At 53.6% G+C, this 23715-nt stretch carries 21 protein-coding genes and 1 pseudogene; 3 read left to right on the forward strand and 19 right to left on the reverse strand.

All coding sequences use genetic code 11. The annotated features are described in order from the left end of the window. Positions 1-319: 319 nt before the first annotated feature. The 8 genes from AC13Q5_RS16560 to AC13Q5_RS16595 form a co-directional block, all read right to left on the reverse strand. The gene (locus AC13Q5_RS16560) at positions 320-817 is read right to left on the reverse strand and encodes a hypothetical protein (protein ID WP_488502456.1); all 498 of its coding nucleotides are present in this window, start codon (positions 815-817) and stop codon (positions 320-322) included. A 92-nt stretch (positions 818-909) separates the two neighbouring features. Continuing rightward, positions 910-1368: a tetratricopeptide repeat protein gene (locus tag AC13Q5_RS16565; RefSeq protein ID WP_488502457.1), complete on the reverse strand. Its 459-nt coding sequence runs from the start codon at positions 1366-1368 to the stop codon at positions 910-912. A 12-nt stretch (positions 1369-1380) separates the two neighbouring features. Further along, a complete protein-coding gene (locus AC13Q5_RS16570) occupies positions 1381-1647 on the reverse strand; it encodes a hypothetical protein (RefSeq protein ID WP_488502458.1) in 267 nt (88 codons plus the stop codon). Between the two features lie 131 nt (positions 1648-1778). Continuing rightward, a complete protein-coding gene (locus AC13Q5_RS16575; protein ID WP_488502459.1) occupies positions 1779-2216 on the reverse strand; it encodes a hypothetical protein in 438 nt (145 codons plus the stop codon). A 484-nt stretch (positions 2217-2700) separates the two neighbouring features. Continuing rightward, positions 2701-3012: a hypothetical protein gene (locus tag AC13Q5_RS16580; RefSeq protein WP_488502460.1), complete on the reverse strand. Its 312-nt coding sequence runs from the start codon at positions 3010-3012 to the stop codon at positions 2701-2703. Between the two features lie 451 nt (positions 3013-3463). After that, complete coding sequence (locus AC13Q5_RS16585; RefSeq protein ID WP_488502461.1) at positions 3464-4042, reverse strand: type II toxin-antitoxin system VapC family toxin; 579 nt, start codon at positions 4040-4042, stop codon at positions 3464-3466. After that, entirely contained in the window at positions 4032-4328 is a 297-nt protein-coding gene (locus AC13Q5_RS16590; RefSeq protein ID WP_145637071.1) for a hypothetical protein, read from the reverse strand. Before AC13Q5_RS16590 ends, AC13Q5_RS16585 begins: the two co-directional genes overlap by 11 nt. A 978-nt stretch (positions 4329-5306) precedes the next feature. After that, a complete protein-coding gene (locus tag AC13Q5_RS16595) occupies positions 5307-6173 on the reverse strand; it encodes a 3'-5' exonuclease (protein WP_488502751.1) in 867 nt (288 codons plus the stop codon). 254 nt (positions 6174-6427) lie between these two features. Between AC13Q5_RS16595 and AC13Q5_RS16600 the strand changes: the two genes are divergently transcribed. Then, the gene (locus AC13Q5_RS16600) at positions 6428-7579 is read left to right on the forward strand and encodes a flavin-containing monooxygenase (protein ID WP_488502462.1); all 1152 of its coding nucleotides are present in this window, start codon (positions 6428-6430) and stop codon (positions 7577-7579) included. Between the two features lie 752 nt (positions 7580-8331). Here the strand turns inward: AC13Q5_RS16600 and AC13Q5_RS16605 are convergent. From AC13Q5_RS16605 to AC13Q5_RS16625, 5 genes and pseudogenes are all read right to left on the reverse strand, one after another. Beyond that, positions 8332-10128 (reverse strand): tannase/feruloyl esterase family alpha/beta hydrolase, encoded by a 1797-nt coding sequence (locus tag AC13Q5_RS16605; RefSeq protein ID WP_488502463.1) that lies wholly within the window; start codon positions 10126-10128, stop codon positions 8332-8334. Positions 10129-10612: 484 nt separating this feature from the next. Next, positions 10613-10681: pseudogene (locus AC13Q5_RS16610) on the reverse strand (MHYT domain-containing protein); the annotation flags it as partial. A gap of 934 nt (positions 10682-11615) precedes the next feature. Then, entirely contained in the window at positions 11616-11831 is a 216-nt protein-coding gene (locus tag AC13Q5_RS16615; RefSeq protein ID WP_488502464.1) for a hypothetical protein, read from the reverse strand. A 107-nt stretch (positions 11832-11938) separates the two neighbouring features. Further along, positions 11939-12613: a response regulator gene (locus AC13Q5_RS16620; RefSeq protein WP_488502465.1), complete on the reverse strand. Its 675-nt coding sequence runs from the start codon at positions 12611-12613 to the stop codon at positions 11939-11941. 93 nt (positions 12614-12706) lie between these two features. Next, on the reverse strand, positions 12707-14326 hold the full coding sequence (locus AC13Q5_RS16625; protein ID WP_488502466.1) for a cache domain-containing protein: 1620 nt from the start codon (positions 14324-14326) through the stop codon (positions 12707-12709). Positions 14327-14795: 469 nt separating this feature from the next. Here AC13Q5_RS16625 and AC13Q5_RS16630 point away from each other — a divergent pair, with 469 nt between their 5' ends. Continuing rightward, positions 14796-15086 (forward strand): ArsR/SmtB family transcription factor, encoded by a 291-nt coding sequence (locus AC13Q5_RS16630; protein WP_488502467.1) that lies wholly within the window; start codon positions 14796-14798, stop codon positions 15084-15086. 423 nt (positions 15087-15509) lie between these two features. Further along, positions 15510-17240 carry a sensor domain-containing diguanylate cyclase gene (locus AC13Q5_RS16635; protein ID WP_488502468.1) on the forward strand — a complete coding sequence of 577 codons (1731 nt, stop codon included), beginning with the start codon at positions 15510-15512 and terminating at the stop codon, positions 17238-17240. 75 nt (positions 17241-17315) lie between these two features. On the opposite strand, the gene AC13Q5_RS16640 is transcribed toward AC13Q5_RS16635, so the two are convergent. The 6 genes from AC13Q5_RS16640 to AC13Q5_RS16665 all read right to left on the reverse strand — a co-directional run bounded on the left by AC13Q5_RS16640 (position 17316) and on the right by AC13Q5_RS16665 (position 23651). Next, a complete protein-coding gene (locus AC13Q5_RS16640; protein ID WP_488502469.1) occupies positions 17316-18794 on the reverse strand; it encodes an alpha/beta hydrolase-fold protein in 1479 nt (492 codons plus the stop codon). A gap of 350 nt (positions 18795-19144) precedes the next feature. Then, the gene (locus AC13Q5_RS16645) at positions 19145-19615 is read right to left on the reverse strand and encodes a hypothetical protein (protein WP_488502470.1); all 471 of its coding nucleotides are present in this window, start codon (positions 19613-19615) and stop codon (positions 19145-19147) included. Positions 19616-19626: 11 nt separating this feature from the next. Continuing rightward, entirely contained in the window at positions 19627-20196 is a 570-nt protein-coding gene (locus AC13Q5_RS16650) for an NUDIX hydrolase (protein ID WP_488502471.1), read from the reverse strand. Between the two features lie 190 nt (positions 20197-20386). Continuing rightward, the gene (locus AC13Q5_RS16655; RefSeq protein ID WP_488502472.1) at positions 20387-20995 is read right to left on the reverse strand and encodes a DUF2026 family protein; all 609 of its coding nucleotides are present in this window, start codon (positions 20993-20995) and stop codon (positions 20387-20389) included. Between the two features lie 575 nt (positions 20996-21570). After that, complete coding sequence (locus AC13Q5_RS16660; protein WP_075853860.1) at positions 21571-22770, reverse strand: LysR family transcriptional regulator; 1200 nt, start codon at positions 22768-22770, stop codon at positions 21571-21573. Further along, positions 22767-23651 carry an NAD(P)-dependent oxidoreductase gene (locus AC13Q5_RS16665; RefSeq protein WP_488502473.1) on the reverse strand — a complete coding sequence of 295 codons (885 nt, stop codon included), beginning with the start codon at positions 23649-23651 and terminating at the stop codon, positions 22767-22769. The genes AC13Q5_RS16660 and AC13Q5_RS16665 overlap by 4 nt, the downstream gene beginning before the upstream one ends. Between the last annotated feature and the right edge of the window lie 64 nt (positions 23652-23715).

The raw sequence follows: 23715 nt of genomic DNA on the forward strand, positions 1-23715 counted from the left end.
CCACGATGAGACCTTCAGGCTGCCGACCGGACGCGGGGATGAATTCGCGCATGGGACGCCCGGCAGCCCGGACTCACGCGAGCGGGCTGTCATGAAGGCGCGCGAGATTTATGAGCCGGATCGGCTTATTGATCGGTTGAAGGTGAGGGTGCGGAATTTTCAGTGAGCGACGACAGCGGCAACTCCGGTTACCCAACTCACGATGGTTGGCGAAGCCATTGAGGGTGACATCCTTGGCGGCTTGCCATTGTTCAACGGCTCTGGCGTAGCTGTCCAAATCGAATTGCGAAAAATCGTGGTAGGTCACATGCTGTTCGAATTAGACCGGATCCTTGATATCAGGGCCATAGCTGTAGGTGCCATACCATTCGATAACATCTTTGTTTGGCAGGACTTGCTTGAAGGCGGATTTTACGGGCAGTCGCGTATCTAGCGATATCCACATCCGGATATGATCGGTCTGCTGGTAGGATAATCGATCGTAAGTCCAAACTTCAGTCTCAACGCCATTTATCGTTTCGTTGCCAAGATGTTTACAGTTCTCGATATTATTCGTGGGTGCATATTGGCGAGGCTTGATATGCCACGGTTGAGAGCCGCTATGCCACCATTGCTTGGTGTCCACGAATAAATCAGTGAAATATATCGTTCCGAGATGATCGGCTCCGACTACCCGAATTTTCGGCTCGGTATTGTATTTGCCTACCATCGCTTTCACGGGTGCGCAGAGGTCATCCGCCGCAAGGGAAAAAGTCGTTAAGCCAATATAGATGATCGCCGCAAGAGCCGTAGCTAGACCGACCTTTTTCGTTATCATGAAAACGAACCCTCTCGGGGGCTATAGTCAATCAGAAATTGCTGGAATGCAACCGCAAAAGCATTTTTGCTGAGAATGAAACCGTCGTGAAATTACGCCCTCTTGACAGGAAACAGTCTCTGCAAATTGAGCTTTGCAGAAGGATCTCCATGCCCAGCCGCCTTTCGGTACCAGGCAACGGCCTCGTCCATGTCTCGTGGTATACCAAGGCCAATTTCCAACATGTAACCTATACTGTTTTCGGAGGCAGCGTCGCCTTGCGCGGCAGCCTTGCGGAACCAGAAGATGGCCTGTGCATAATCTTGAGCCGTGCCGCGACCATACTCATACATTGCGCCAAGGTTATTTTGAGCTCTAGCATACCCCTGCTGTGCCGCCTTCCGAAACCAAATGACAGCCTGTGCGTCGTCCTGGTTCACGCCTCGCCCCCACAGATACATGCAACCCAGATTGAGCTCAGCATCCGAAATACCTACCTCGGCAGATTTGGAAAACCACATCGCCGCCGTAGCATCATTTTGCAGAACGCCGTGGCCTGGTAGATATAGCAAGCCGAGATTGTCCTATGCCCTGAATTCCCCTTGCTCTGCCGCTTTCTGATACCAAGCGGCAGCCGCCTCATAGCTTTGGGTCACGCCATAGCCGTGCTCATAGAGAAGACCGACACCAAATTCGGCCTGCGCATTGTTTTGGGAAGCCAGAACCTGCCAATCGTCCAGGGCCTTCTTGTAGTCCCCACGCAAATAGGCATCTTTCCCATCGTCAACAAAAGTCCCTGTCGCTAAGCAAAGCACGGCTATCAAAGCCACGGCAATCCTTGACCAGCGCATGCCCTCTTCCTCGAATTTTCCCGAAGGTCTCGCGTTGATAATATACCGTCTTTGTCGGCCTACAATATTCCTGAAGTGAGCATGAGCTCCGTGTGTACCGTTGCATGACCAAGTTCGGCCAGCAAAGCTTCTCAGTGATGTATAGGGCCAAGCACCAAGGAGGCATCGCTGGGGTCATCGCCGGTAGATTTCAGGATTGCCAATCCCAGTTCAGTTTGAACCGCGCAGTCAGCCTTGGACAGCCTTCCGACAGCGGACATCGTCAATATGCATTTTCCTTTGCCTTTCAGCAGGCGCTGTACGTAGACCCCGGTGATCGCGAGCGTATCTGAATCAATTTTTCTCCCGCTCAAGCTGAAATCGCCAAGGTCTGTTTTTGCAATGATCGATTCACCGCCAATTGGAAAGTTCTTCATGTAAAGTAGCTGGTTGCACTTGTGGCTCGGCCCTTCTCCGATTTTGACATAACAGATGCGATGGGACGAATGATGGTGTGCCGCGCCGGTGGCATGGCCCAGCGTCGGACAAGTTAAAGCGATTGCAGCACCTATTGCCAAAACGGTTCTCATCCAAATGTCCTCTGTTCTCAGGTGCTTTTAGCGGACCGAGCAATACGCTATTATGCGGCCCTAGCCTCATTGTGATCGAAAGCCATTCCAAATGAAAAGAAGCAGTCGGTAAGGAGCGATAAATCGGTAGGGAATAAAGAACTTGTCGCCGAACTGAGCCTGGAGCTGCTCGTTAAGCATTCCAGGCAGGCATGCCAAAAGAACTATTGCCAAAATCTCAATTGTTCCCATCCAGATCATAAGCGCCACCACGCAAAGCGCGACCAGCAATGTCCTGTAGACTATCAGCTTCGTCGAAGTTTTCGGGAAATTCATCTGACGGTCCGACGATGGTCTCAGCTCAAGGTGCCCTTGGCATGTTCGAAGGGTGATTTCCTCATTGCAATCTCTCCGTTCGCGGTGGCGCTCTATAGGCTTGCCTCAAATAGGATAATCATGCGCATAATGAACTTCAGTCGCATGACCGAAAGAAAGGCCCGGAACCCTATAGACCTCTGAGTTTCGAAGAGCGCGGCAGCGGTGATGATTGTTTTACGACCGTGATGTTTATAACGTGCTCTGAGTGATCGAAGGTTCGAACGGTGACCTTGTCGGTGCCGATGAAGCCCGGATCAGATCGGTAAATTACGGCAACGCCTCTCGTCGTTTTGCCAGCGCAGACATAGGAGGTATCTTTTTTGAAATGGCCGTTAGCCAATTTGTAGCTAACTTGGCCGTGGGCGGGATAGCCCGGGGTCTCCGGGTAAATAAAGGTGGCTGTTGCTGATGTGCAGCTTTTATCGATGGCCATAGCCATGCCGATGAGAGTTCTTTCACCGGACCTGGCGGTGACCGAATCTGCAGCCGCCGCTCATCCAGAGAATAACACTCCGATGCCCGTAAATACAGCTGGCCAAATTCTTATGTCCCTGTACTTGCACTTTGCTGGACGTGTCATTGTTGTCACGAAGCCCTCATCTCCTGCCGTTCCAGTGATGGCATCTTGTATGGTTGCACGCAAAAGTCGAGCGGAATGTGCCGGAGTTTCGCGTCTTTCCACACCGGCTCACGGAAATCCTTATCCAATAAGTGGGAGCCGTTCGCATAATTGCGCAGCGTTGCGCGAAGAGCACGTCTGCCCGGCTCGGAGCTTTCTCAAGCGTCTATATTTTTCACTCTGAGCCAGGCTGAAAATAGTTAGCCGGCTAAAAACACATAAGGAAAATTATGACACTCGGCCACTTAGTGCCCTGTACTTGGATCACCGCTCACAAGCTCATAACTCGGTACAGAATGACCCGTCCGGTCGGCATGATTTGCGAAAGGAAATCAAAGTCCCGCACATTACCGGTTAGCACGCTCGCGCCTAGCTGCCGCGCTTGTAGAAAAACAAGGGCGTCATTGACGAAACGCCTCTCATGCCCTTTCCCTTTAGGAAGGTTGCTCAACCGAAACAGCAGCCCCGCCAGCACACCCGCCTGTCCCCACATGGCTGTATCCGGAGCATGAAGACGGTGCTCAGGGATGTCGTCTACAGTCTCGGCGATCGTTTCGAGAACCGCTTTGGTGGTGGCATGCTTGGGGTCTAACCGGCCGAAAGCATGGGTCAGCTCCGACAGGCAGACTGCGGAATGGTGGCATAGGCGATACCGCAGCAGTGCATCAACCTCAACCGGCGAGCGCCCCTGTAGCACATCCAGATAGACACTGGTGTCGAGGAACAATGGTCCGCCGATTGCCGGTTCGTCGGCGACCCATGACAGTTCTTCGTCGAGCCTGCGCTCGAGCGTCCCGGCATGCTTCTGTGGTTTTAATAATCGCAGCGTTTCGGAGAGATCAAACCTCAAGATCGAGATCCGCCGAGATGCTGCCCTTGCGCCCCACCAGACGCGCGCCGAAGTCATCCTCCAGGGCAAGCCGGGAAAGCGCCAGTTCCAGAAGTTCAGTGTCGGAAGTGACATGCGCGCGCTTCTTGGCCGCCTCGATCAATTCGGACGGTACACGTCCCGACAAACGGGTATTCTTCGCCGTGCCGAGAAGGCCGACAGCCTTTGCTTGTTCGAGTACGAGTTTATTGCGGGCCAACGCCACTTTTGCTTCGCTTTCAGCTGCAGTTCGTATTTGAGCACCCATTACAATCTCCTGTGTTGAACATAATGTAGATTGCGTTGAACGGTAATGCAAGATTCAATGGAGCCCGGTGAGTTGAGGTTCTCCGATAACTATCGATCGCCGCCCAACCGAAAGATTAGGGGAATGGATTGCTTGCATGCAGATGGAGCTTTGCATTCGCCATCTCGCCACGGGCTGAAGCTCATGGCGCACCGCCGCAGGGCGTCAACTTGGGGAGCTAGGGGTAAGAACGCTCCGCAGCATTGTCAGCGCCAAACCGCCGGACAGGCGATGCCACGTTGCCGCGGGCTTAACGGTTGCAGGATAAGTGGTCGGCATGAGCACGCCGATTTACACTCAAAGTTCGAACGCGAATAAAAGATTCTAATGAGTGGGGCATGATTGCCGATCTCTGGAGGCTTTGTGACTATGCGCGACTAAATTCTTCTATGATACCAAATGATTAGCCGACACTTAGCTAAAATGGCTTGGTGGAACGTGGGTTCGAATTGGTTCAAAAGCTTTAAGTGATTGTATGGCAGCGTACGCGGTTCGGCTATGATATCTCGCTTCGGTTCGGCGGAAGGTGAGACGCGATGGTTGCTGCGACCCCTGGGGTACGCGACCGGTATGTTCAGTATGCGTCTGGCAAAGCTCAGGAATTCCTGGTGGCCTTAAAGAGCTTCGATTTGCGCTCTCCCGGCTACCTCTCTACTGATCAAGTGCATACGAGATCGAATGTTCCGGTCGAGATTGAACGCGTAAGGAGGAATGGTTAGTGCGGAAGGTGCACACACTTTAGTCCTATTTGGCAACTGGAAAACTGTCGCGCTGGTAGTAGATTTCAGATCCCACGAGCGAATGTGGAAAGGAAATGCGGCTAAGAGCGCCGGTGCGCTCGTCGGTCAAGGAAAGCCGATATAGGCGGTTCGACTCCGCGGCCGCAACCTCACTCTCGATATCACCTGAGCTATGGGCAGGGGTAAATCGGTATTGAAACTACCTTCGGCCCCTGAACCGGTCGAATGCCGCCAGCCGCTGCACCGGCGGATCCGCTTCTTTCCACCGGTAGATATCGCTCCGCAGGAACCGCAGTTCCTCTTCCATCGTTTCCTTGGCGACTTCGATCCACCACGATTTCGGACGGCCGTCGCTGCCGTCGGACCAGCGATAGCCCCTTGCCTTCAGCAGGCCCTTGAGATCGAAAGGCGCATTTTCCGCGAAAATGTGCACCCGCGACCGCCTGCTCGCGTTATACAGTTCGGCAAAGGGCGATCGATGACTATCTTCCCTGGAACGAGCCAGCACCTCTAGCAGCGCGAAGCAATCATCAACAGCGCGGTGCCCGACATGAAAATATCCGCTCTGATTGATGGGGTACCCGAGCTTGGTGCCCTCGTAGCAGCGCATCCCCCAATCGATCCCGGAGTTCGAGCAGGCCCAGGCCTTCCGAGCGAAGATCGGGGACAAGGCCCCACAGAAGGGACGATCGAAACCGGCATTGTGCGCGATGATCAGGTCCGCCGGCTCAACCAGAGCCCGCACTACGGGCATGTCGATCAGCTTTCCGCGGACCATCACATCCGTGATGCCCGTCAGTCTGATGATGTCTTGCGGGATCGGTACGCTCGGCTGCTGCTCTGTGTCGAGGATGACATCTCGCAGCGGATAACTCCGCCTTGCAGTGGCGACGACCTTACGCGGCTCGAGCTTTCGCAGGATCTGATAGCGTCCGGTTGCGTCCAGGATACGGACCATCTCAGCTTCGTTTTGCGCCGCCTCGGGCTCCTGGAGCCGCGCACGCGAATTTTGCCATCGGCTTGGCGCCTGCGGATTTCCGGAGAACATGTCGAGTTGGGACGTTATTACAGATCCAACCAATCGGATACGGGAGCTTTAACGAGGGGGCTCTCACGTGAAAACCCCATGACCGATCCTTCGGACGGCCACCCACCGATATCGCAGTGGATGCAGCGGTAGTCCATGTTTGACCTACTGGCATGCGCGAAGGCTCACGATTGAGCCAAGCGTTGAGGCATGTATGCCGGTGGGTATGCGTGGGGCCTCCTGATGGTGTAGCCTCAAGCGTTGAAGGCAGGAGCTTACTTGAGGAATCGCACATGGCTGACGAGGAGACAGTCATCATCGGCGCAGGCCCGGCCGGATTGGCTTGCGCCGCGGCGCTCCGTGTAAGAGGCTGCCGTTCCATTATCCTTGAAGCGACGGACAGGCTCGGCGCCTCGTGGCGGAGGCACTACGATCGTCTTCACCTCCATACCGACAAAAGCCACTCAGCGCTTCCGGGAAGGCCGATGCCCGCCGCTTTTCCGAGATATCCGTCGCGACTGCAGGTCATCGACTACCTCGAAAGCTATACGCGGGCAAACGACCTTCGAATTCTCACCGACAAGACCGTCGCGTGCGTAGCCAAAGAGACAGACTGGATTGTCGAGACCGCCGACGGCGATGTGTTCGAAGCGAGAGCTGTCGTAATCGCAACCGGTCTCTCAAGGACTCCCTTCAGACCGTATTGGGCCGGTCAGAATAACTTTCCAGGGACCATTATTCACTCTTCCGAATACCGTAACGCTTCCGCCCTCGACGCACGTCGAATCTTGGTAGTCGGCTTTGGAAATTCGGCGGGAGAGATTGCACTGGAATGTGCTGAAGCGGGTCTTGATGTTGCCATGTCGGCCCGCGGTCCGGTCAATATCGTACCGAGGGAGATATTCGGTGTGCCAAGCGCGACGATCGCCATCGTTCAACAACGATTTCCGTACAGAATGGTCGATGCAATTAACGCGCCGTTTCTGCATTGGCGCTACCGCGATATCGAGCAACTGGGGATCAAGCACTCTCAGCAAGGTCCTCTGGCCACGATGATAGAACAAGGCCGGACTCCCTTGATCGACATTGGTACCATCGCGAAGATCAGAGATGGTCGGATCAAGATGTTCCCCGGCATCGAAAAGTCGGACGGCGCGGACGTGCTTTTCGCTGATGACCGATCGGCAGAATTTGATGGGATTGTGCTCGCGACAGGCTATAGGCCGTCCCTTGAGACGCTTCTGCCGGATTTGACGGACCGGTTTTCGAATGCCGGGAAGCCGGACAGGAACGAGCTTCAACCGGGAAAGGACAATCTATACTTCTGCGGCTTCAATCCCGCTACCACCGGCCTGCTTCGCCAGATTGGCATCGAGGCGTTGCAAATCGCAAACTCGATCGCGGCGACGGCCCGCTCAAAAGTCATTCCGCCTGGACGGAGTTGAGCTGGTGCAAAACACATATGTCGGCGCGGCTCAACGCTCTCGGTCAGGACGCTCCAAAACTCAGCTTAAATGCTTGACGATGGCTCCTTGATAGCCTCCAGAAGATGACGGCAAAGCCTATCAGGATATGAACGAGCCTTTGTCCAATGCTCGGCGCTCGCGCTAGCCGGCTGGAATATTATTCCACTTTGGCAGTTGGTCATCAGGGAAATTAAGGAGGATGCGCAAATGCGAAAGATAATTATGGTCTGCACGGCTGCAGTCACCCTCGGTGCTGCTCTGCCTGCGACCGCTGAAGAGGTAAGTCATTGCTGACTTCTGTTCTTAGGCCTCTTAATCTTGGCTTGGATAAGGGGCAGTTGTCGAAAAGGCAGTTCCAGAAGTTCATATCCACTAACACCAACCCGGCGGCTCGATCCTTAGCCTCTCGAACGTTCGGCTCTCAGTAACTTGCATACCGTCCCCCGGATCAGAAGTTCAGAGATCGGCTTTCTCATAAATCCTGCCATCTGCGACTCGCATATATGACATATCCGATTTTAAGATTTCCGCGATAGCTTGCCATCCTCGCGAGCTTCTAGAGCTTGGCGATGAAAGTCGACGTCGTTAAAGACTGCACCTGCGGTAGAAGCCAGTATGCGTGCCTTCGTAGATATCGAGGGCTTGGCTGTATTGAACTGAACCGCGGAGCGCTGACGGGTAGCATGGACACACGTTAACGCTGCGATAGCATCTGTTCATGTCTGGGGTCCTCAAGGCGCGAGGACGGCGAGCTTGCCGTCCTTTACCTGATAGCCTCTTTGGAAGCCGGGGCTGAGCATGGACGCGCCATACCAGTCTACGGCTTTCGTGACGGGACTACGCGCCGGCACATAGCTCGACGCCTGTTTTGGATCGTCATGACCGCCGTAGTGGGCGATCATCGGAATGGGATAGATCGGGCGGCTAGCGAGCGCCGGCTGATTGGTCAGAGCGAGCGGTGGCCGGTTAGCCAATTCGTGCATACCACCGCCGCGGCCATCGCTGCCGCCCTGCGGGTTGTCCATCGGTTTTTCCGCAATCTGCTCAGCGATCAAGGCTTTGGGTTTTTGACCCGCCTCGACCCAGGTCATGAGCGGCCTCAATGTGTCGACTTGAGCGAAGCCGTCACCACCGCCGCAATGGCCTACTCCCGGGAGCATGAAGAGGCGCAGGAATTTATCTGTCGCCATCGCACCCATCCTGGCCTGAACGGAACGGTAGTAGGCGACCGAAATCATGGGAGCGATCGAGAAATCGGCCCAGCCGTGCCATAGGATGAGTTTGCCGCCGCGAGCCGCGAACGCGCGCAGATCCGGATTTGTCGCGTCGTTCAAGGAGTGCAAGTCTCGCAGCCGCGCGAACTCTTCGACGGTGAAGGGAAAGGTCGTGAGTTGAGATTCGATAGCAGTCGGGTCGAGGTTGACGACCGGAATCATGGACTGAAACAGCCCGGCCGACATGATCTTGTCGCCCGCTCTGGCGGGGATGAAGGATGTCCACATCAGCTCGGAGCCAGGCTCCAGTCCTCCAGGCAGGAAATGACGGCCGACGTTATCGGTTGGGCCTTCATACTGCTTCGCAGCAACAGCCCACTCTTCAGCGGTCAGGCAAGTCGAGGTATCGGTTGTCCCCGCCTTGCAGGCCACCCAGCTCTGTTGGACATGGCAGACACGCGGATCGCTAAGCAGGCCATCCTTGATACCATCCAGAAGATCACAATGGGCGAGGACGGCCGCATGCAGCACGGACAGCTTGCCGGCGAGCAGAATGGGGCTACCATCAGGACGGAGATTGGCGGCAACGCTCCAGGCGTGAAAGAAGGAATTCTGAATCTGGAACAGCATGGCTGGCGCGCCAGCTGAGACGCCGTCGAAATCGTCGGGATAACGCTGAGCCTCCATCAAAGCCTCGCGTCCTCCGTCAGAACCTCCTGAGAAATAGGAGTATCTTGGCGGAACGCCATAGTAGGTACGGATGAGTGCCTTGGCGGCAAGTGCAGTGACGTGGTTTGCCCGATAGGAGAAGTCGATCCGCTTTTGCGGATCAGCGACGAAAGCTCTCTCATCTGGACTGCCCATCTTGCCCGTATGGCCCATGTCCGTGGCAGCGACGGCAAATTCGCCGCTGAGTGCCGGGCGACACGTGCCAGCATTGCCAATGCTAGCATTGATGCTGCCGCAAAGACCCCCACACCCGGCCTGAAGATAACGCTGCGTCCATGTGGCGACAGGTAGATCAACCTCGAAGCCTATCGAAGGAGTGATCGTGCCTTTGATCTGACAGAACTGCCCCTTTGGCGTGTCGATCACGCCAGCCTTCACGGTCACGGCTGCGCCGACCTCGCCAGAGAGATCGGCATTGGCTATTGCGGCGCAATTAATGACAGGCTTGACCACTGCCAGTTGCGCGTAAATTGGCGGGATTTGCTGGGGTCCGGCGTTTGCCGGAGGCACGGAATTGAGACTGATGGCCAGCACGGCAAGCGCGTGCGTGAAAAATTTAAGGTGTTTATCCAGATTGCGAACCATGAATACTCCCTGATTACGGAAAATGTATTCGACCCTTGTGCTACCGGCCCTGACGTTGACTTTGAAATCCGACAATTGGTTGTTGGATTGATTCAAAGTCGGCTTCGGGAGGTAAGGCAATGGATATTTATTGCGATCGGTTATTCATGGATCCAGAATTCGCCATAACATTCTACAACCGCGAAGGTTCTTTCATTCGCTGTGCTTCGCCAAATAAATATCCCTGACCTTCCGTGAACGGCCCGAAATCAAGGGCGAGGCATTTCTTCGAGGTTTTGATACCCTCAACTAAGATCCGTGAATCGAGGCCTTGAATGAGGCTGAGAACAGCACACTATCATCGTTGTTTGAATGCTCTCTTCAACGAAGTAAATGTCTGTAACGTTGTCCAGTGCCCACCTGCTTCATCAACGCGGTCTAGGATTAAAGTGGTGGCGTCTCGGGTAATCAATGCTTCCAAGTAACAGGGGTAATAACCGGCTTATTATCCAATTGTGTGGCCAGGGATCTCGAATGCTACCATGTCAATGTAATGCATGAACGCAATACTAACTCAGACAATAATGCTGCCATACCGGCGAGAAATTGTAGATATTGATCGTATGATAAATAAACAAAGAAGCGTGATTAGGATTGCTGTAATGACTGAGAAGGCCATCAGATAGATGTGGATGTTTGTTGGCGAAGATGGAGGAAAGGCAATAATCATGATGGAGTTGATTTCCCATATACCGATGCCTGCCATCATCGCGGTAACCCAAATCCAGATTATGCAACATGACCATCAATACGCACCATATTATGCGTTAAATTGACTACAGTAACTGATGCAAGCGTGATAACTAGCTACATAAGATTCGCGAGGTAAATATCGTGTTGAGTAGAAATTATCATAAAAATACGATCATGACGCTATTTTCCGAACCGGAGAGATAACGTATATATTGGATAGATAGAACATAATGCAATTATTTCTGCGATGATATGAAATTATATATCATGTACTACATATTTCGTCGACTGTCTTGAGTAGAGGTAACTGCTGCAAGGGTTGATGCTATATGATTACCTAGTTCAACTCTCTCGGTTAGCACGAGCGTCAAGACGAGGCCATTAGGCACATACCTGAGATGCCGTGGCTGCAGCTGGCTTTTAATGCGATGTTCTATCAAATCACGCACATTGCTTTGGCTCACAATGTCTCGGGAAAATATAAGGCAGCGTTTCATCCGGAACTGGCACGAACGATCCGGGCTATGAAGTGACTTGAGTTTAAAGTACGCGAGCCCAGACAAAAGATATAAGTAATTGATTATACGCGTTAATTTATTTTAAGTCGCGCTTTTCTGGCGGGTGGCGACTTAGGTGTGCAATTGCAAGTCGTACAAGTTTCGACAGGATTTTGCGGTGAATCGGGATGTTGAAGATCGGCGGTTGGCTAAGCGGCCAGTCGTTTGCAAAGGCGATACACCATAGACCTTCAAGGTTCAGGAGTGCAAAAATCTGGAAAACGACAACGTGCCTTTCTCATAGTCCATAATGATCATCATGACCGCCAGAAGAACAAATTCGCGTTTCCAACCGGCGTCGAGCGCTGCAATAATCAGGCTCTCGATGGACGGTTCAAGTGCTAGAGAACAGGCGGTCAGATACTTTGCGTGCGATGTTTCTTCCGATGGAGGAGGGTTTATGGTCGCTTTCAAACGTCTGTTCCTTCCAGGGCTTCCAAGAGAAAAGTTGAGAAAATTTCCCTCTGATTTTGTATATTTTGAACAAGCTTCCGTCTAAGTTTGGAACTCTATGTAGGTGTTCACAGATCGATGAGTTTGTTTCGTATCGCATATCGTACGAGATCTACCGCTGTACGCAATTTAAGCTTTCTCATCGACGCCGTTCTATGTGAGTCAACGGTTTTAATGCTTACATTCCAAAGCTCGGCAATGGTTTTATTGGACTTCCCCTCGGCAACGAGTCGAACAACTTCTCTCTCTCGCGGCGTAAGGGAGAGAAGGTTCCCGAAGCTCTCACCATCAATGCTTGTATCGGCAATGATCTCTTCTACCTGTCGTGAAATATAGGTTTTTCCATTTATCAGCGACTCGATGCCGGCCAGAAGATTGGAATCGTCATCGGTCTTGAGGATGTAGCCGCGCGCACCCGCTGCTAAAATGTCCCGTATAAGCCCGTAATCTTCGTGCATTGTATATATCAGCACGCCGAGCTTCGGCATCTTTCGGCACAGTCGTCTGGTCGCCTCAAGTCCATTTACCAGCGGAAGAGAATGGTCGAGGATGATAATGTCAGCCACATATTCGAGAGAGAGTTGAATGGCAGCCTCTCCGTCCTCGGCCTCCGCACAAATCTGCCAGTCTGGGCGCTGGCTGAGGATTGCCCGTACCCCGGCTCGGACGATTGGGTGATCATCTGCAACGACTATCTTAGGCCTATTCCGCTCACTGTCTTCCGATCTTCGCTGCCACTTCATTTAGGTTACCGTCTCCATCCCTATGGAATTCATTGAGGGTGTTTGTCGACTTGCGGGATCTTAAGATTCCTGGAGAGGAAGGAGCTCGTTTCCCTAGTTAACATCCGTTTCCTTCAATGGGATGCGCAACCTCACGATTGTTCCTCCGCCTTCATTGCGGAGCAGCTCGACCTGGCCGGCACTTCTTTCAATGAAATCCACTACCTGACTAAGCCCGAGCCCATTGCCAACACCAGGTTCTTTCGTTGTGAAAAACGGATCAAATGCCTGCTTGCGCACATTTTCGCTCATGCCGGTTCCTTCGTCGCTAACGCAGACCTCCGCCCAATGCAGGACGTTGTTTCCTTTTTTCTCATGAACCAATCGGACGCTGATTGAAACGACACCGCCTGAGGGCATCGCATCCCGGGCGTTCAGGACCAGATTCACGATCGCGCCTCGAAATTGCGCACTGTCGATAACGCAAATCGCCTTGGTGGGCGAGAATATCGTGATGATTGTAACTTTCGGGCCTGCTGCCTGCTTTAGGATCGGGGTAATATCCGCGATGAGTAAGTTTAGGTCCGCCGGCTGAGCTTGGATCTCTTTGTTGCGGGCATAAGAGAGCAGTTGAGTGACCAGTTCTCGCCCGTGGGCCAACGACAAATCGATCTCGTTCAAGATGGCTAAAACTTCAGCCTTATTACGAATTTCCGGCCGGAGCAAAAGCATGGAGGACCGAATAACCATCAAAAGATTTCCGAAGTCATGAGCAACGCCACCGGCAAAACGGCCGATCGATTCCAGCCGCTGCGTTCGTTCCAGCCGTTGCCTTGCCAACTCTTCGCGCCGGCGATATTGCCATGCCAGCCCCTCCAAAGCAGCCAGCAACACCAAAAGTATCACCGCGCCGATTAGCCCGGTCACAGCGTGCGAGCGCCAGGGTCTCATGACATCATTTTCGTTGAGCGTCGCAAGCATGACGATCGGTAGCCCGTCCAACTTTTGATAGCCAACTACGCGCTTCACAGCATCGACTGGGCTCTTTGACCAGAAGACACCACGATCTTTGGAGGAGAGAAGGCTTGTGAACGGTTCTATGCTTGCAAACGATTTCCCCATGATTTCGTCATTTTTGGGCGAGCGAGCGAGTAATGTTCCATCACTCATGAGAAGCGTAATCGCGCCGTCGCCAACCCATAACCTGCGATAGAAATCCTCGAAGTAGAGAGGCTCCATAGCAGCCACGACGACACCCGCAAAATGTCCGTCCTTGCTCTCGATCCTTCGAGTGAGGCTTATAAACCACCGATTGACCGAACGACTTTTTAGAGGTGGACCAATATGCAATACCGATGATTGATCTTGAATGTGTGCTTTGAAATACGGTCGGTCGGCCAAACTGACGTGAGGTGTTGTGGGAAAATCGGTGTCGTGGGTGATGTATCCGTCGGACCCTATGACAAAGATTGCGCGCAGATAGGGTAGGGTACTTAATCTCTTGTGCAGTTCGGCGCGGAAATCGGCGTCGTTGTCCTGCAGCGAGGGGCTGTCCGTAAGCTCCTTGACGATGTCCTGCACATTGAGATCGATTGATTGGATAGTCCTAGCTGTCTGTTCAGAAAGGACGTGCACCAAATTCGAGACGGTTCTTTCGGCATCCCGCCGAGCAGCATAATAGCTTCGCCAAAGTTCAACGCCAAGAAGTGTAATAATGCACAACGCCAAAATCAATGTTGGCGCCCATCGACGAAGACGCCTGCAAATCTTTGGCCATATAATCGCATGAGCGTCAGGTTTCAGAAATCATCTCCGCACCAATATATTAGAAAGATTCTATGAATTGACTGTCTTTAGGACAAGAGGAAATTTATTTCCGATCGCTTAAATGCTTGTCGATGGGCGAGATTATCACCGACTGATGATGACTTGCATCAGGTTTAGACCTGATGGCCACTTCTATGGTGAGATGCTATCGAGAACTACTGCTGCGGAGAAACCATCTTGAAACGCGGACCTGGGCAGATTGCGACGGCTGCATGTCGCAAATGGAAAAATATCTGAAGAGTGCTTCGCTCAGTTCGAGTGCGATGGAAGATAAATTCCCTTAATGATTGCAAGCCTCGAGCGAAGAAATATAGGCTATTTCGCATTCCCACAATGACGTGAGCATCAGCAGAAAATGGATGGCTGCCTCTCTTATATGGAATCAGACTACGAAGATCTTGCCCAGTTCATGTCAGCTTTCGCGAATCCTAAGCGATTGAAAATAATAGAAATTTTGCTCCATGAGGAGATATCTGTTAATGATCTGGCGACACGGCTTGGGATCAGCCAGTCTTCATTATCACAACATCTCTATCAGTTGCGCGTTCATGACATTGTCAGTGTACGCCGCGAATCTCAATTCGTCTTTTATCGGTGTGATATTCCGCAGATCCGTCGATTGATGAAGGTATTTTCCGAGATCTGGCCTTTACCGCAGGAGCTTTGATTAACGCGCAAGGTGGATTGCCGTCGCAACAACATATGAGACGTGTAGCATGTTTGCAGTTGTTTCGATCCTAGGCACGACTTGGAAAGGTGAAATATCCCGGTGATCGCAGCGAATGGCATGGAATTAGCTTTATCCTCGTCGCGTGGGCGTATGCTAGCAGCGACACTCGCGAGCCCTATTGGGGGTGAGCGCTTTCCAAGCTTGCTAGCGATCGTGTCCAATCCAGCCTTGCTACCATCAAGGTCCGTGCCAGGAGGTCTAGCCACCAAACCGGTGAGCGCCCGAAGTCAGGTGGATTGCGGCCAGAGCCTATGCTGCCAATCCCCGAGGGCCGTAGCTATCGTTGGATCGCACATGATCGTGGCATCAGCGGAGGCGCCATAAGAGACATTGTGCATGGGTTCTGACAGGGGATGCGGCATGAGAGAGAACACAAGCAGCGCTGATAGACAAGAAACTGATACAGGTTTCGGCCATGTGGCCCTTCTGGAAATCCTGCAAACCCCCGCATGTGTTTTGGATGCCGTGGGCAACATTAGTTGTTTGAATGCCGCCTGGCGCGAATATGCAGGCCTATCGGATTTCAACGCCGATCCTCAGTCTTGGCTAGATTTAGTCTGTTTAGAGGATCTCTCCGCTGTTCAGTCGCAAGCCCAATTTGCAGTCATGACGGGGACACGTACTGATTTCGAATGTCGTCTTCAGGATAATACTGGAATGGTACGATGGTTTCTGCTTAGCATCACGCCTATGAACAAGGCTCTGTCTGGCCATTATGGCTGGTTGTGCGTGGGCACGGACATTCACAAACTCAAGCTGAGCGAAATCGACCTCCAGCGACGCGAGTCGATCCAAACCCGAATGCTCAATGTTAGCGTGGATTGTATCAAGTTGATCGGCCTCGATGGCATCTTGATCCATATGAACAGGGCTGGATGTCAGGCCTTGGGCGTAGCCGAGGATTCACCCTTTGGAATGCCATGGATTCCGCTCTTGCCTGAGGACGTATGGGAAGCCGGGAACCGGGCTCTTGCCGCTGCCAAGACCGGAGTATTGGCGCGCTTTCCTGGTCGGAGCATCGTTGCGGGCGAGAAACCGCGATATTGGGATAATATGCTGACCCCAGTGATGAATGATAAAGGAGAGCCGATGGCTATCTTATGTGTATCACGCGAAGTCACGGTAGAGCGCGAGGCTTTGGCAACACTCCAGGAGAGCCAGGAGCGGCTGGCGATGGCGGCCCGTGTCGGTGGCCTCGGTATCTGGGATTATGATATCCAGAGTGACGAACTCCGTTGTGATGAAACCTGGCATCGGATGATGGGCCGCGATCCCGCCTGTCCTATCCGGTCGATTGCCGAGTTTCGGACATTTGTCCACCCAGACGATGTGGATCGGGTGACAGAGGTCGCACAAACTGCCACCGAACTCGTTGCGGCAAATCGTGATTACGCCATGGTCTTCAGGGTTGTGCATCCTAATGGCGACATTCGCTGGATCCGGTCTGCTGCATGCCTACAAGAAACATTGGGTATCGCAACCCGTGCGGTTGGTTTTGTGATCGATATAACGGATACTCGGCAGGCTGAACTCGCCTTGCACGAGGCAAACCGTGCACTTCAGGAAGAACGGACGGCATTTGCTCGTCAGAGTCTTGAAGATCCGTTGACCGGAATCGCCAACAGGCGGCATTTGGACGGCGAACTCGAGCGTCTGTCTCGCTACGCCAGCGAAAGAGGGGAAGCGCTCTGCGTCGGCATGGTCGACGTCGATCATTTCAAAGCGTACAACGACCGCTACGGCCATATCGAAGGAGATATGGCTCTCCGTAAAGTTGCCTCGGCGCTGCAGTCCGCCCTCAGGCAATCTGATTTTGTTGCCCGTTACGGCGGAGAGGAGTTCGCGTTCATCCTGACAGCCATGAATAACCCCAAGCCCCTCCTTGATCGCCTCATCACGTCTGTGGCTGAAATGGCTATCCCTCACGAGGATTCGCCCTCGGGCTTCTTGAGCATCAGTTGTGGCTGCATGGTCTTCAATTCGAGTGATGGTTTTTCGCCGCAACAACTCCTCAAGATGAGCGACGGGATACTTTATGAAGCGAAAATTACGGGGCGAAATCGGCATGTCATTCGCTTCGCCTCCGCATAGGGTCTCAGGCTTCCCTAGGTTCTGCTAATTCCTGATGACGGCAATTGTGATAATCGGGATCCATTTCGCACGGACTCAGACCTTCACTTGCTTGAACAACCAATCCCGTGCGGCTTTGATGTAGAAGAACTTTCGCGCAGACCCCATGTGATCGACGCCCTCAAAGGTCAGGAATGTGATATTGCCGCCTTTGGTGAGATAGCCATTGACCTGATCGGTCAGCTTTTGCTGGTTGTCGACCGGAAAAATTAGGCCAGGGTCGAGACGTTCTGTAGGGCGGGTCACTTTGGCGCCTGCTCCCTCCCAAACCGGAACGCATTTTTCATTCCACGGTGTGGCTTTGTTGTCGTCTGACCCCGTGATGATCAGGACGTTCTGCTTGGCGAGCGTAACAACATCGCTAGGTCGCTGCTGTCCGGCAATAATAAGACCGCCGGCGAAGGTCTCTGGATGTTTTGCCATCAGCCAGAGAGACGTCATGGCTCCCATCGACCAACCGGTGCAATAGACCCTCTTGGGATCGATCTTCAGGACCTTGTCTGCCCGGTCAGGCAAATTCGGGTTGCCATAATTCCATGTGTTGTCGAGCAGTGACGCAACCAGCCGATAGGTATTTTCAACGTCGTTGGTGTGTTCCCAATAGTCGTTCATCGTGGTGCGTTCATAGCGCGGGGTGATGATCACGCATTCGTGCCTGTCCTGCTCTTCCGGCATACCCCAGATGCTGGCAATACACTGTTCGGTCAATGTTTGGGCACAAGTGCCGTCATAGCTGGTTCCCGAATGCGTAATTGCAAGGAGGAGAGGATAGGCTTTGTTCTCCCCGCCTTCTTTGAGGAAGGATTTCGGCAGGTAGATGCTGTATTCGAGCCAAGTGGAACGCGCATCATCCCACCACCAGTGATTCTGCTCCCAGGCGTCGATACCGCGGATGATGACATTATTTCCATGATGGGCAGCGTTGGTCCACACGGTTTTGCTCGCCTTATACGTCGCGCCGCCTGCCGTTCTGACGTTTTTGTCCTGCGTCAGAGTTACTTTGTCACTATCGGTTGTGGGAAGACTGAGATCAGGATCGTGTTGGAATTCGGTAATGACATAAGCGCCCGCGACGCTGTTACGGTCGGAGCGAAGCGCAGGCTCGGGATTGGTATAGATGGCTGCGACGGGCCGCTTTTTGGCGGCCGCTGTGGTTGCGTTCTTGTTAGGCTCCTGGGGCATCCCGGGGAAGAAGCCTTTGGCGGCAGGGAAGACGCTTGTCGTGTATGTATCGAGCGCTAGGCTCTCAGGGTCGATGTCGACATCATACTCAATGGCAATTCCGTAAACCTTCTCGCCGCCGCCAGTGACTTCACAAAGGGCATAAATGTTCTGAAGACCAGGCCTTTTCCGTTTCTGGTTACCAGGGCCACCCGGCATGGTGGAGGACGCTGCCATAAATCCGTTTCCGTCATCTGCAGCGAGGACTTCTTGGCCTCCTAAACCGACCGCAGAGATCGCGCCCAACAAGGCTGGCAAGCCCACCACGAAGCTTCGTCTCGAGACGTCGACCATGTGCTTCTTCTCCAATCGAGTGTTGGGATTATTCGGACAGCGTAACTCACTTTACGGACGGCTTCAGCATGACCGTGGCGAAAAACCAAGTCTTGTTCTCAACATGCTCAATGATGTGTCTTCAGTAAGACGATTACAGGGGTGATCAACACCGCAATTAGTAGCAAGCAAAATCCAAGCTTGAGAATTCTTAGTTGGCTCGCAGGTGAGGTGTATCAAGCCAAACATTCCATGCGCGGCCCCATCCAAGAGGCGCGGGTGCCGCATCGCAGAATGCCGTCGCGTGATCAATATCAGCAACGCCGAAAGCGACGTGGGCGCATGCATAAAGGACTTTCGGGTCCGGGATGCTATCTTAGCCAACCACGCATCGTCATGACGATGCCTTCCTTGATCTCTGCGACCCAGCTTCGAACGATCTGGACGCGGTCCACAATCCATCGGAGCCAAGCGTAGGTTAGCAGCTTGTCGCGACCTGCGTGGAAAAGGCGCTCAACCAAAAGAAAGCTAATCAGATACGCCAATGCGATTATGATGAGGCCCGAGATCACATGGCCCTTGGCAATGACGACCAATGCGTAAATCTTCAGGGGCTCAGCAATCGCGAGCGGCACGACGAAAAGAACGAGTATAATGCCTCGTGGCAATGCTCCGACAAATTCGCTGAAGTGTTTTACGATCGGAAGCGAGGCGAACCAGTTCACGAGCGGTCGATAGACCGGTCGGGCGATTTCGCTGATGATGACGAGGATGGCAATGATGAGCCGCAAAGGCAGCAAAAGCAATTGCCATGGGGACTGGCGGCGGCGTTCGGTTACCATCTCTGAATATCCTAAATCGTCGTCAATTGGTTGGCCGCCCCAAACTGTTTTGACAAGAAATATGCGAGATCCCTAGCTTCATCCCGATAGACATCCGCAAGAGCGCTGTTTAGGTCCGATGCCATCGCGATAAATGCCGGAAACTCGACCAGGCTCACGTCAACCACTTCCATGTTGTCGATCGCCACATCCGAGAGCGTGAAATCTCCCCAGGCGGCATAGACATCATTCAACTGTCGATCAATGTAGTCGTCGCCCAATACCGCGTCGCGTCGATACGAGAATAAGAAGCGGGTCGACACTCTGTCACGTGAAAGGCCAAGCTCTTCTTCCAATTCTCTTTCTGCGGTGTCCATACTGGTCTCTCCCGCATCAACATGACCCAGCACGGAAATTGTCAGTGCGCCGGGAAAGTGGTCGACCGCTGGTGATCGGCGCTGAAGAAGCAGACGACCTTTTGCATCAAAAAGGTATAAGTGCACAACCCTGTGCAATTTTCCGAGCCGATGGATCTCAGACCGAGACAGAACCTCACCGGTCCGCAATCCGAACTCGTCAAGAACGTCAATACTGTTTTTCATAAGCTGAAGTCCGTCATCTATTCAGTATTCAGCAATTGCTGACCAAGTAGCGAGCCCAATCCTGGCGTCAACTCCATCGTTGTCGCAATAAGTGAGCGAAGCGGTGCGGGATCATGCCGTCACGGTGCACAAGAAAATTCAAGGGGGTCGCAAGGATATTCCATCATGTGCGGATGCGCTCCTGCGAAGCTTACCACGCACCGACGAGGGAGTAACCGATGAGTGGAACGATGTTGGATTTCCCATCCGGGTGCCGCACGGTGATCGTCGCCTGCATCTTTTTGGGGGATTTCCGGAACCAGCTCGCGGCGACGCTGGCAAGGTCTCCAATCATCGGATGCTTGCGCCAATCCGCGAAACGGCGGCTCGTTGCATCAGGTTCGGAACGATAGAAGAAATCACCGGATTGGCTTAAATCATTGATGGACGGGCGCATTGATGAGAGCGGGCGCTGAAACATTTTCGGTGGTATCACCAAACCCGGCATACTCTCGGAGAACGCCGGGGCCATGAAATCGATTGCCCACTCATCAGCCTCGACCCAGCAGTGAAAGTTCTCACCAGCACCAGAAACATAACCATCCTCGCGCTGGTCTGCGAAGAGGATGTGCTTTCCTTCAAAATTGTAAGCGGCCAGACCGCTCTTCGGCTTTGCCTTGAGCTTGAAATGATGTTCGAGGATGAATGCCCCGAAAGTACTAAAATACATCGAAGCCGTGGCCGGATTGGCGTTTTCGTTGACTAGCAGGCTGTTGATGACCCGGTAAATCCGATTGTAGTCGCTTTGCGTGATCAACATGATCCTTCACCCTCAACCCGTGCTGCGCCATCCCGTAAGTCAGGGCGGCGGCTATGTAAACTCCATATGCGGCCGTTCGATGCCACAAACTCGACCAAGCTCACGCCGGTCGCGCTTTGGAAGCAGGGTTTCGTAGCTTCAAGCAAACAGCGCCGTCATATTATATGCGGATGACACGCTTGCAGGTAGTTGGGGGCGATTTAATCAACCAGTGATCGATCTAACCGTGCGATAAATATGCCGACAGGGGCGATTTTCCATATCGGAAGGTTCACAGTAGTTTCCGTGCCTTTTCATTTAGTCGAGTTTTCACCCGATTTGCATTCGATATAGCCGAATTTGGGTGGCGTCTTGGTGGTATCCTGGATGAAAATATCTGATGAGCCTCATTCGGGAATATAACTAAGCTATTCAAAATAATAAATTAAATATTGGAAAATCCAGAAAGCATTACAGGTTTATATCCGCTCGGAAAATCATGCGCGTTAAGTCGAAACCGGATCACCGGCCAGCTGGAGCACCTTGAGCCCGAGATCAAGAGCCGCTTGGTGTTTGCTCTATGTCAATAAATGTCCTTAGGGGACGGTATCGGTCTGCGTGACAAGATCCAGAAACAAACGTTGCGGAGCGGTCGGCAGCCAGGTCCTTCGCAACGTTAAGCCGATGGGTCTTGCCGTATGCTCCAGATGGAGCGGCAAGGCCTTGAGAAGGCCGCGGGTTAGCTCTGCCTGGGCCTGCAGAAAGGAGATGCATCCCAGATGATTGGTCCTGCTTAGAAGTTCTCGCATCAAGATCAGCGAGCTTGATTCGACGATCGCAGCCGGTCGTTTTGCCAAACCCTCGAACAGCGCGTCGAAATGCTTTCGGATCGGCGTTCCCTTCTGCCCGACGACCCAGGGATAGGATGCGAGTTCTTCAGGAGTAGGCTTTGCTTGTCCAACAAGCGGATGCCCGGTGCCGGCGACGACGACGATCGTGTCGGTGAATAGGAACCGCTGCTCGATGTCACCGATCGGAGCCGGTTCTCTCAGTGCCCCGATGAGGAAGTCGATTTCGCCGCGCCGAAGCCCGGCAAGCAGATCGGCATAGGGTCCCTCCAGGACATGGACCGGTGTCCGCGGACGAAGCTTTCTGAATTCGGCAATGGCTCTGGGGAGCACGAAGGATCGCGAAAGAGGCATCGCGCCGATGACGACGGTCCCGGCCTCCTCCTGATTTGCCTCGGCAAGGTCCACCTCGGCCTGGGCCAGCTCCGCCAATGCAAGACGTGCCGCCTGCGCGACCGAATTGGCCATCCGCGTGGCTACGATGCCATAGGAAGTCCGCTCGAAAAGCGCTCGCCCCGCTTCTTCCTCGAGCTGAGTGACGGCTCTGTGGACGGTCGGTTGCGCGACACCCAGTTTCTTTGCTGCAAGGGTGAAGTTCTCGCACTCGCGCACGGCGATTAACGCACGAAGCTGCGAGGTGGTCGCAACCAGCTTTAGGCGTGGACTGAGCTCGTTCAATGCCGGGTCAAGGTAGCCGAACGCCCGTTTCACCCGCTCCGCCAGAAGATCGCCCCGACTATTTGCAAAAAGGCCTTGAGGCGTCCTGGTGAATAATGTCGTCCGCAGCTCACGCTCGATTTTTGTCAGCGCCTGCGTCACCGCCGGCTGCGAAAGATGGCTGGTTGCGGCGGCCTTGGTCACGGATTTGGTGTCTATGACGGCGAGGAAGACCCGCAGATGCCGAAGATTGTGCTGGATTTGCGCTGTTGAAGGTGTCTCGTCGTTCAATCCGGGTAGGACTCCAAGATCATGTCGGCTCTTGCTTCGAGGGTACTTGCCTCGGGTCGAATGACGAGTTCACCGATCTGGCGCTGCCAGTCCGCGGTCGCAACGGCCATGCGGTCTGGCAGTCCCAATTCCCTCAGGGTGGCAGCGACTTCGACCATCTCCGAAGCCCGCCGCTTTCCGTGAACCATCATTCTTTCAAGGTTGTAGGCGGCCCGCATGTTCCAGTCTATCCCCGGATCGGAGGATTGAAGAGAGGCAAGCACCGCTTTTTCCACGCCGGCCCTTCGAGCCGCCAGAAAGCATTCCGCCGTCAAGGCCTCGAAACCCTTGATCATGACAGAGCGAAGCATCTTGACAGACGAAGCCTCTCCGACATTGCCGCCGGCAAGCTTTGCATTCATATGCAATTCCGCCAGCGCGGCCTGCGCCTGCTCGGCTGCCGCGCCCGATACCAGGAGCGGCGTGCGGTGGCGGGCAGGGTGCACGGGAGACATGACCGCAACGTCGACATAGATGGCTCCAGCTGCTTCGACGATTCCGGCAGCCATCGCCTTCGTCTTCGGCGAGCAGGAGTTGCAGTCGAGATACAGGACGCCAGAGGCCAGAAAGCTTGCCGCACGCTCGGCTGCTTGCAGAGCATTGTCCGCCGTCACGAGACTGAACACAATCCTTTTGGCTGCAAGCGCCTCGCCCGGAGTGCCGGCGCAGTGGACACCAAGGCTATCGCATGTCTCACGCAGTCCCGTTCGAAGAGCGGGGTCTTCGACTTTCAAGTCGAAGGTCGAAATGGCGCCGTGCCCTTCCACGCCCAGGATCTCCGAACGCCATCCCGAGACGAAAGCCTGTGCCGCTTCGCCAAAACCGATCAGACCTATCGTCATCAAACACTCTCCACCCTTCACTGTGGCATGGTTTTTGAAGGGGGCGGAAACAATGCGCCGCCCC

The sequence above is a fragment of the Martinezella sp. CNPSo 3964 genome, from assembly GCF_057784375.1.

What these genes read in the sequence shown, in the direction of transcription:
- AC13Q5_RS16560 (WP_488502456.1), bottom strand. Translation starts at nt 817, where the DNA reads ATGATAACGAAAAAGGTCGGTCTAGCTACGGCTCTTGCGGCGATCATC.
- AC13Q5_RS16570 (WP_488502458.1), bottom strand. Translation starts at nt 1,647, where the DNA reads ATGCGCTGGTCAAGGATTGCCGTGGCTTTGATAGCCGTGCTTTGCTTA.
- AC13Q5_RS16575 (WP_488502459.1), bottom strand. Translation starts at nt 2,216, where the DNA reads ATGAGAACCGTTTTGGCAATAGGTGCTGCAATCGCTTTAACTTGTCCG.
- AC13Q5_RS16580 (WP_488502460.1), bottom strand. Translation starts at nt 3,012, where the DNA reads ATGGCTATGGCCATCGATAAAAGCTGCACATCAGCAACAGCCACCTTT.
- AC13Q5_RS16590 (WP_145637071.1), bottom strand. Translation starts at nt 4,328, where the DNA reads ATGGGTGCTCAAATACGAACTGCAGCTGAAAGCGAAGCAAAAGTGGCG.
- AC13Q5_RS16600 (WP_488502462.1), top strand. Translation starts at nt 6,428, where the DNA reads ATGGCTGACGAGGAGACAGTCATCATCGGCGCAGGCCCGGCCGGATTG.
- AC13Q5_RS16605 (WP_488502463.1), bottom strand. Translation starts at nt 10,128, where the DNA reads ATGGTTCGCAATCTGGATAAACACCTTAAATTTTTCACGCACGCGCTT.
- AC13Q5_RS16620 (WP_488502465.1), bottom strand. Translation starts at nt 12,613, where the DNA reads ATGAAGTGGCAGCGAAGATCGGAAGACAGTGAGCGGAATAGGCCTAAG.
- AC13Q5_RS16630 (WP_488502467.1), top strand. Translation starts at nt 14,796, where the DNA reads ATGGAATCAGACTACGAAGATCTTGCCCAGTTCATGTCAGCTTTCGCG.
- AC13Q5_RS16635 (WP_488502468.1), top strand. Translation starts at nt 15,510, where the DNA reads ATGAGAGAGAACACAAGCAGCGCTGATAGACAAGAAACTGATACAGGT.
- AC13Q5_RS16640 (WP_488502469.1), bottom strand. Translation starts at nt 18,794, where the DNA reads ATGGTCGACGTCTCGAGACGAAGCTTCGTGGTGGGCTTGCCAGCCTTG.
- AC13Q5_RS16645 (WP_488502470.1), bottom strand. Translation starts at nt 19,615, where the DNA reads ATGGTAACCGAACGCCGCCGCCAGTCCCCATGGCAATTGCTTTTGCTG.
- AC13Q5_RS16650 (WP_488502471.1), bottom strand. Translation starts at nt 20,196, where the DNA reads ATGAAAAACAGTATTGACGTTCTTGACGAGTTCGGATTGCGGACCGGT.
- AC13Q5_RS16655 (WP_488502472.1), bottom strand. Translation starts at nt 20,995, where the DNA reads ATGTTGATCACGCAAAGCGACTACAATCGGATTTACCGGGTCATCAAC.
- AC13Q5_RS16665 (WP_488502473.1), bottom strand. Translation starts at nt 23,651, where the DNA reads ATGACGATAGGTCTGATCGGTTTTGGCGAAGCGGCACAGGCTTTCGTC.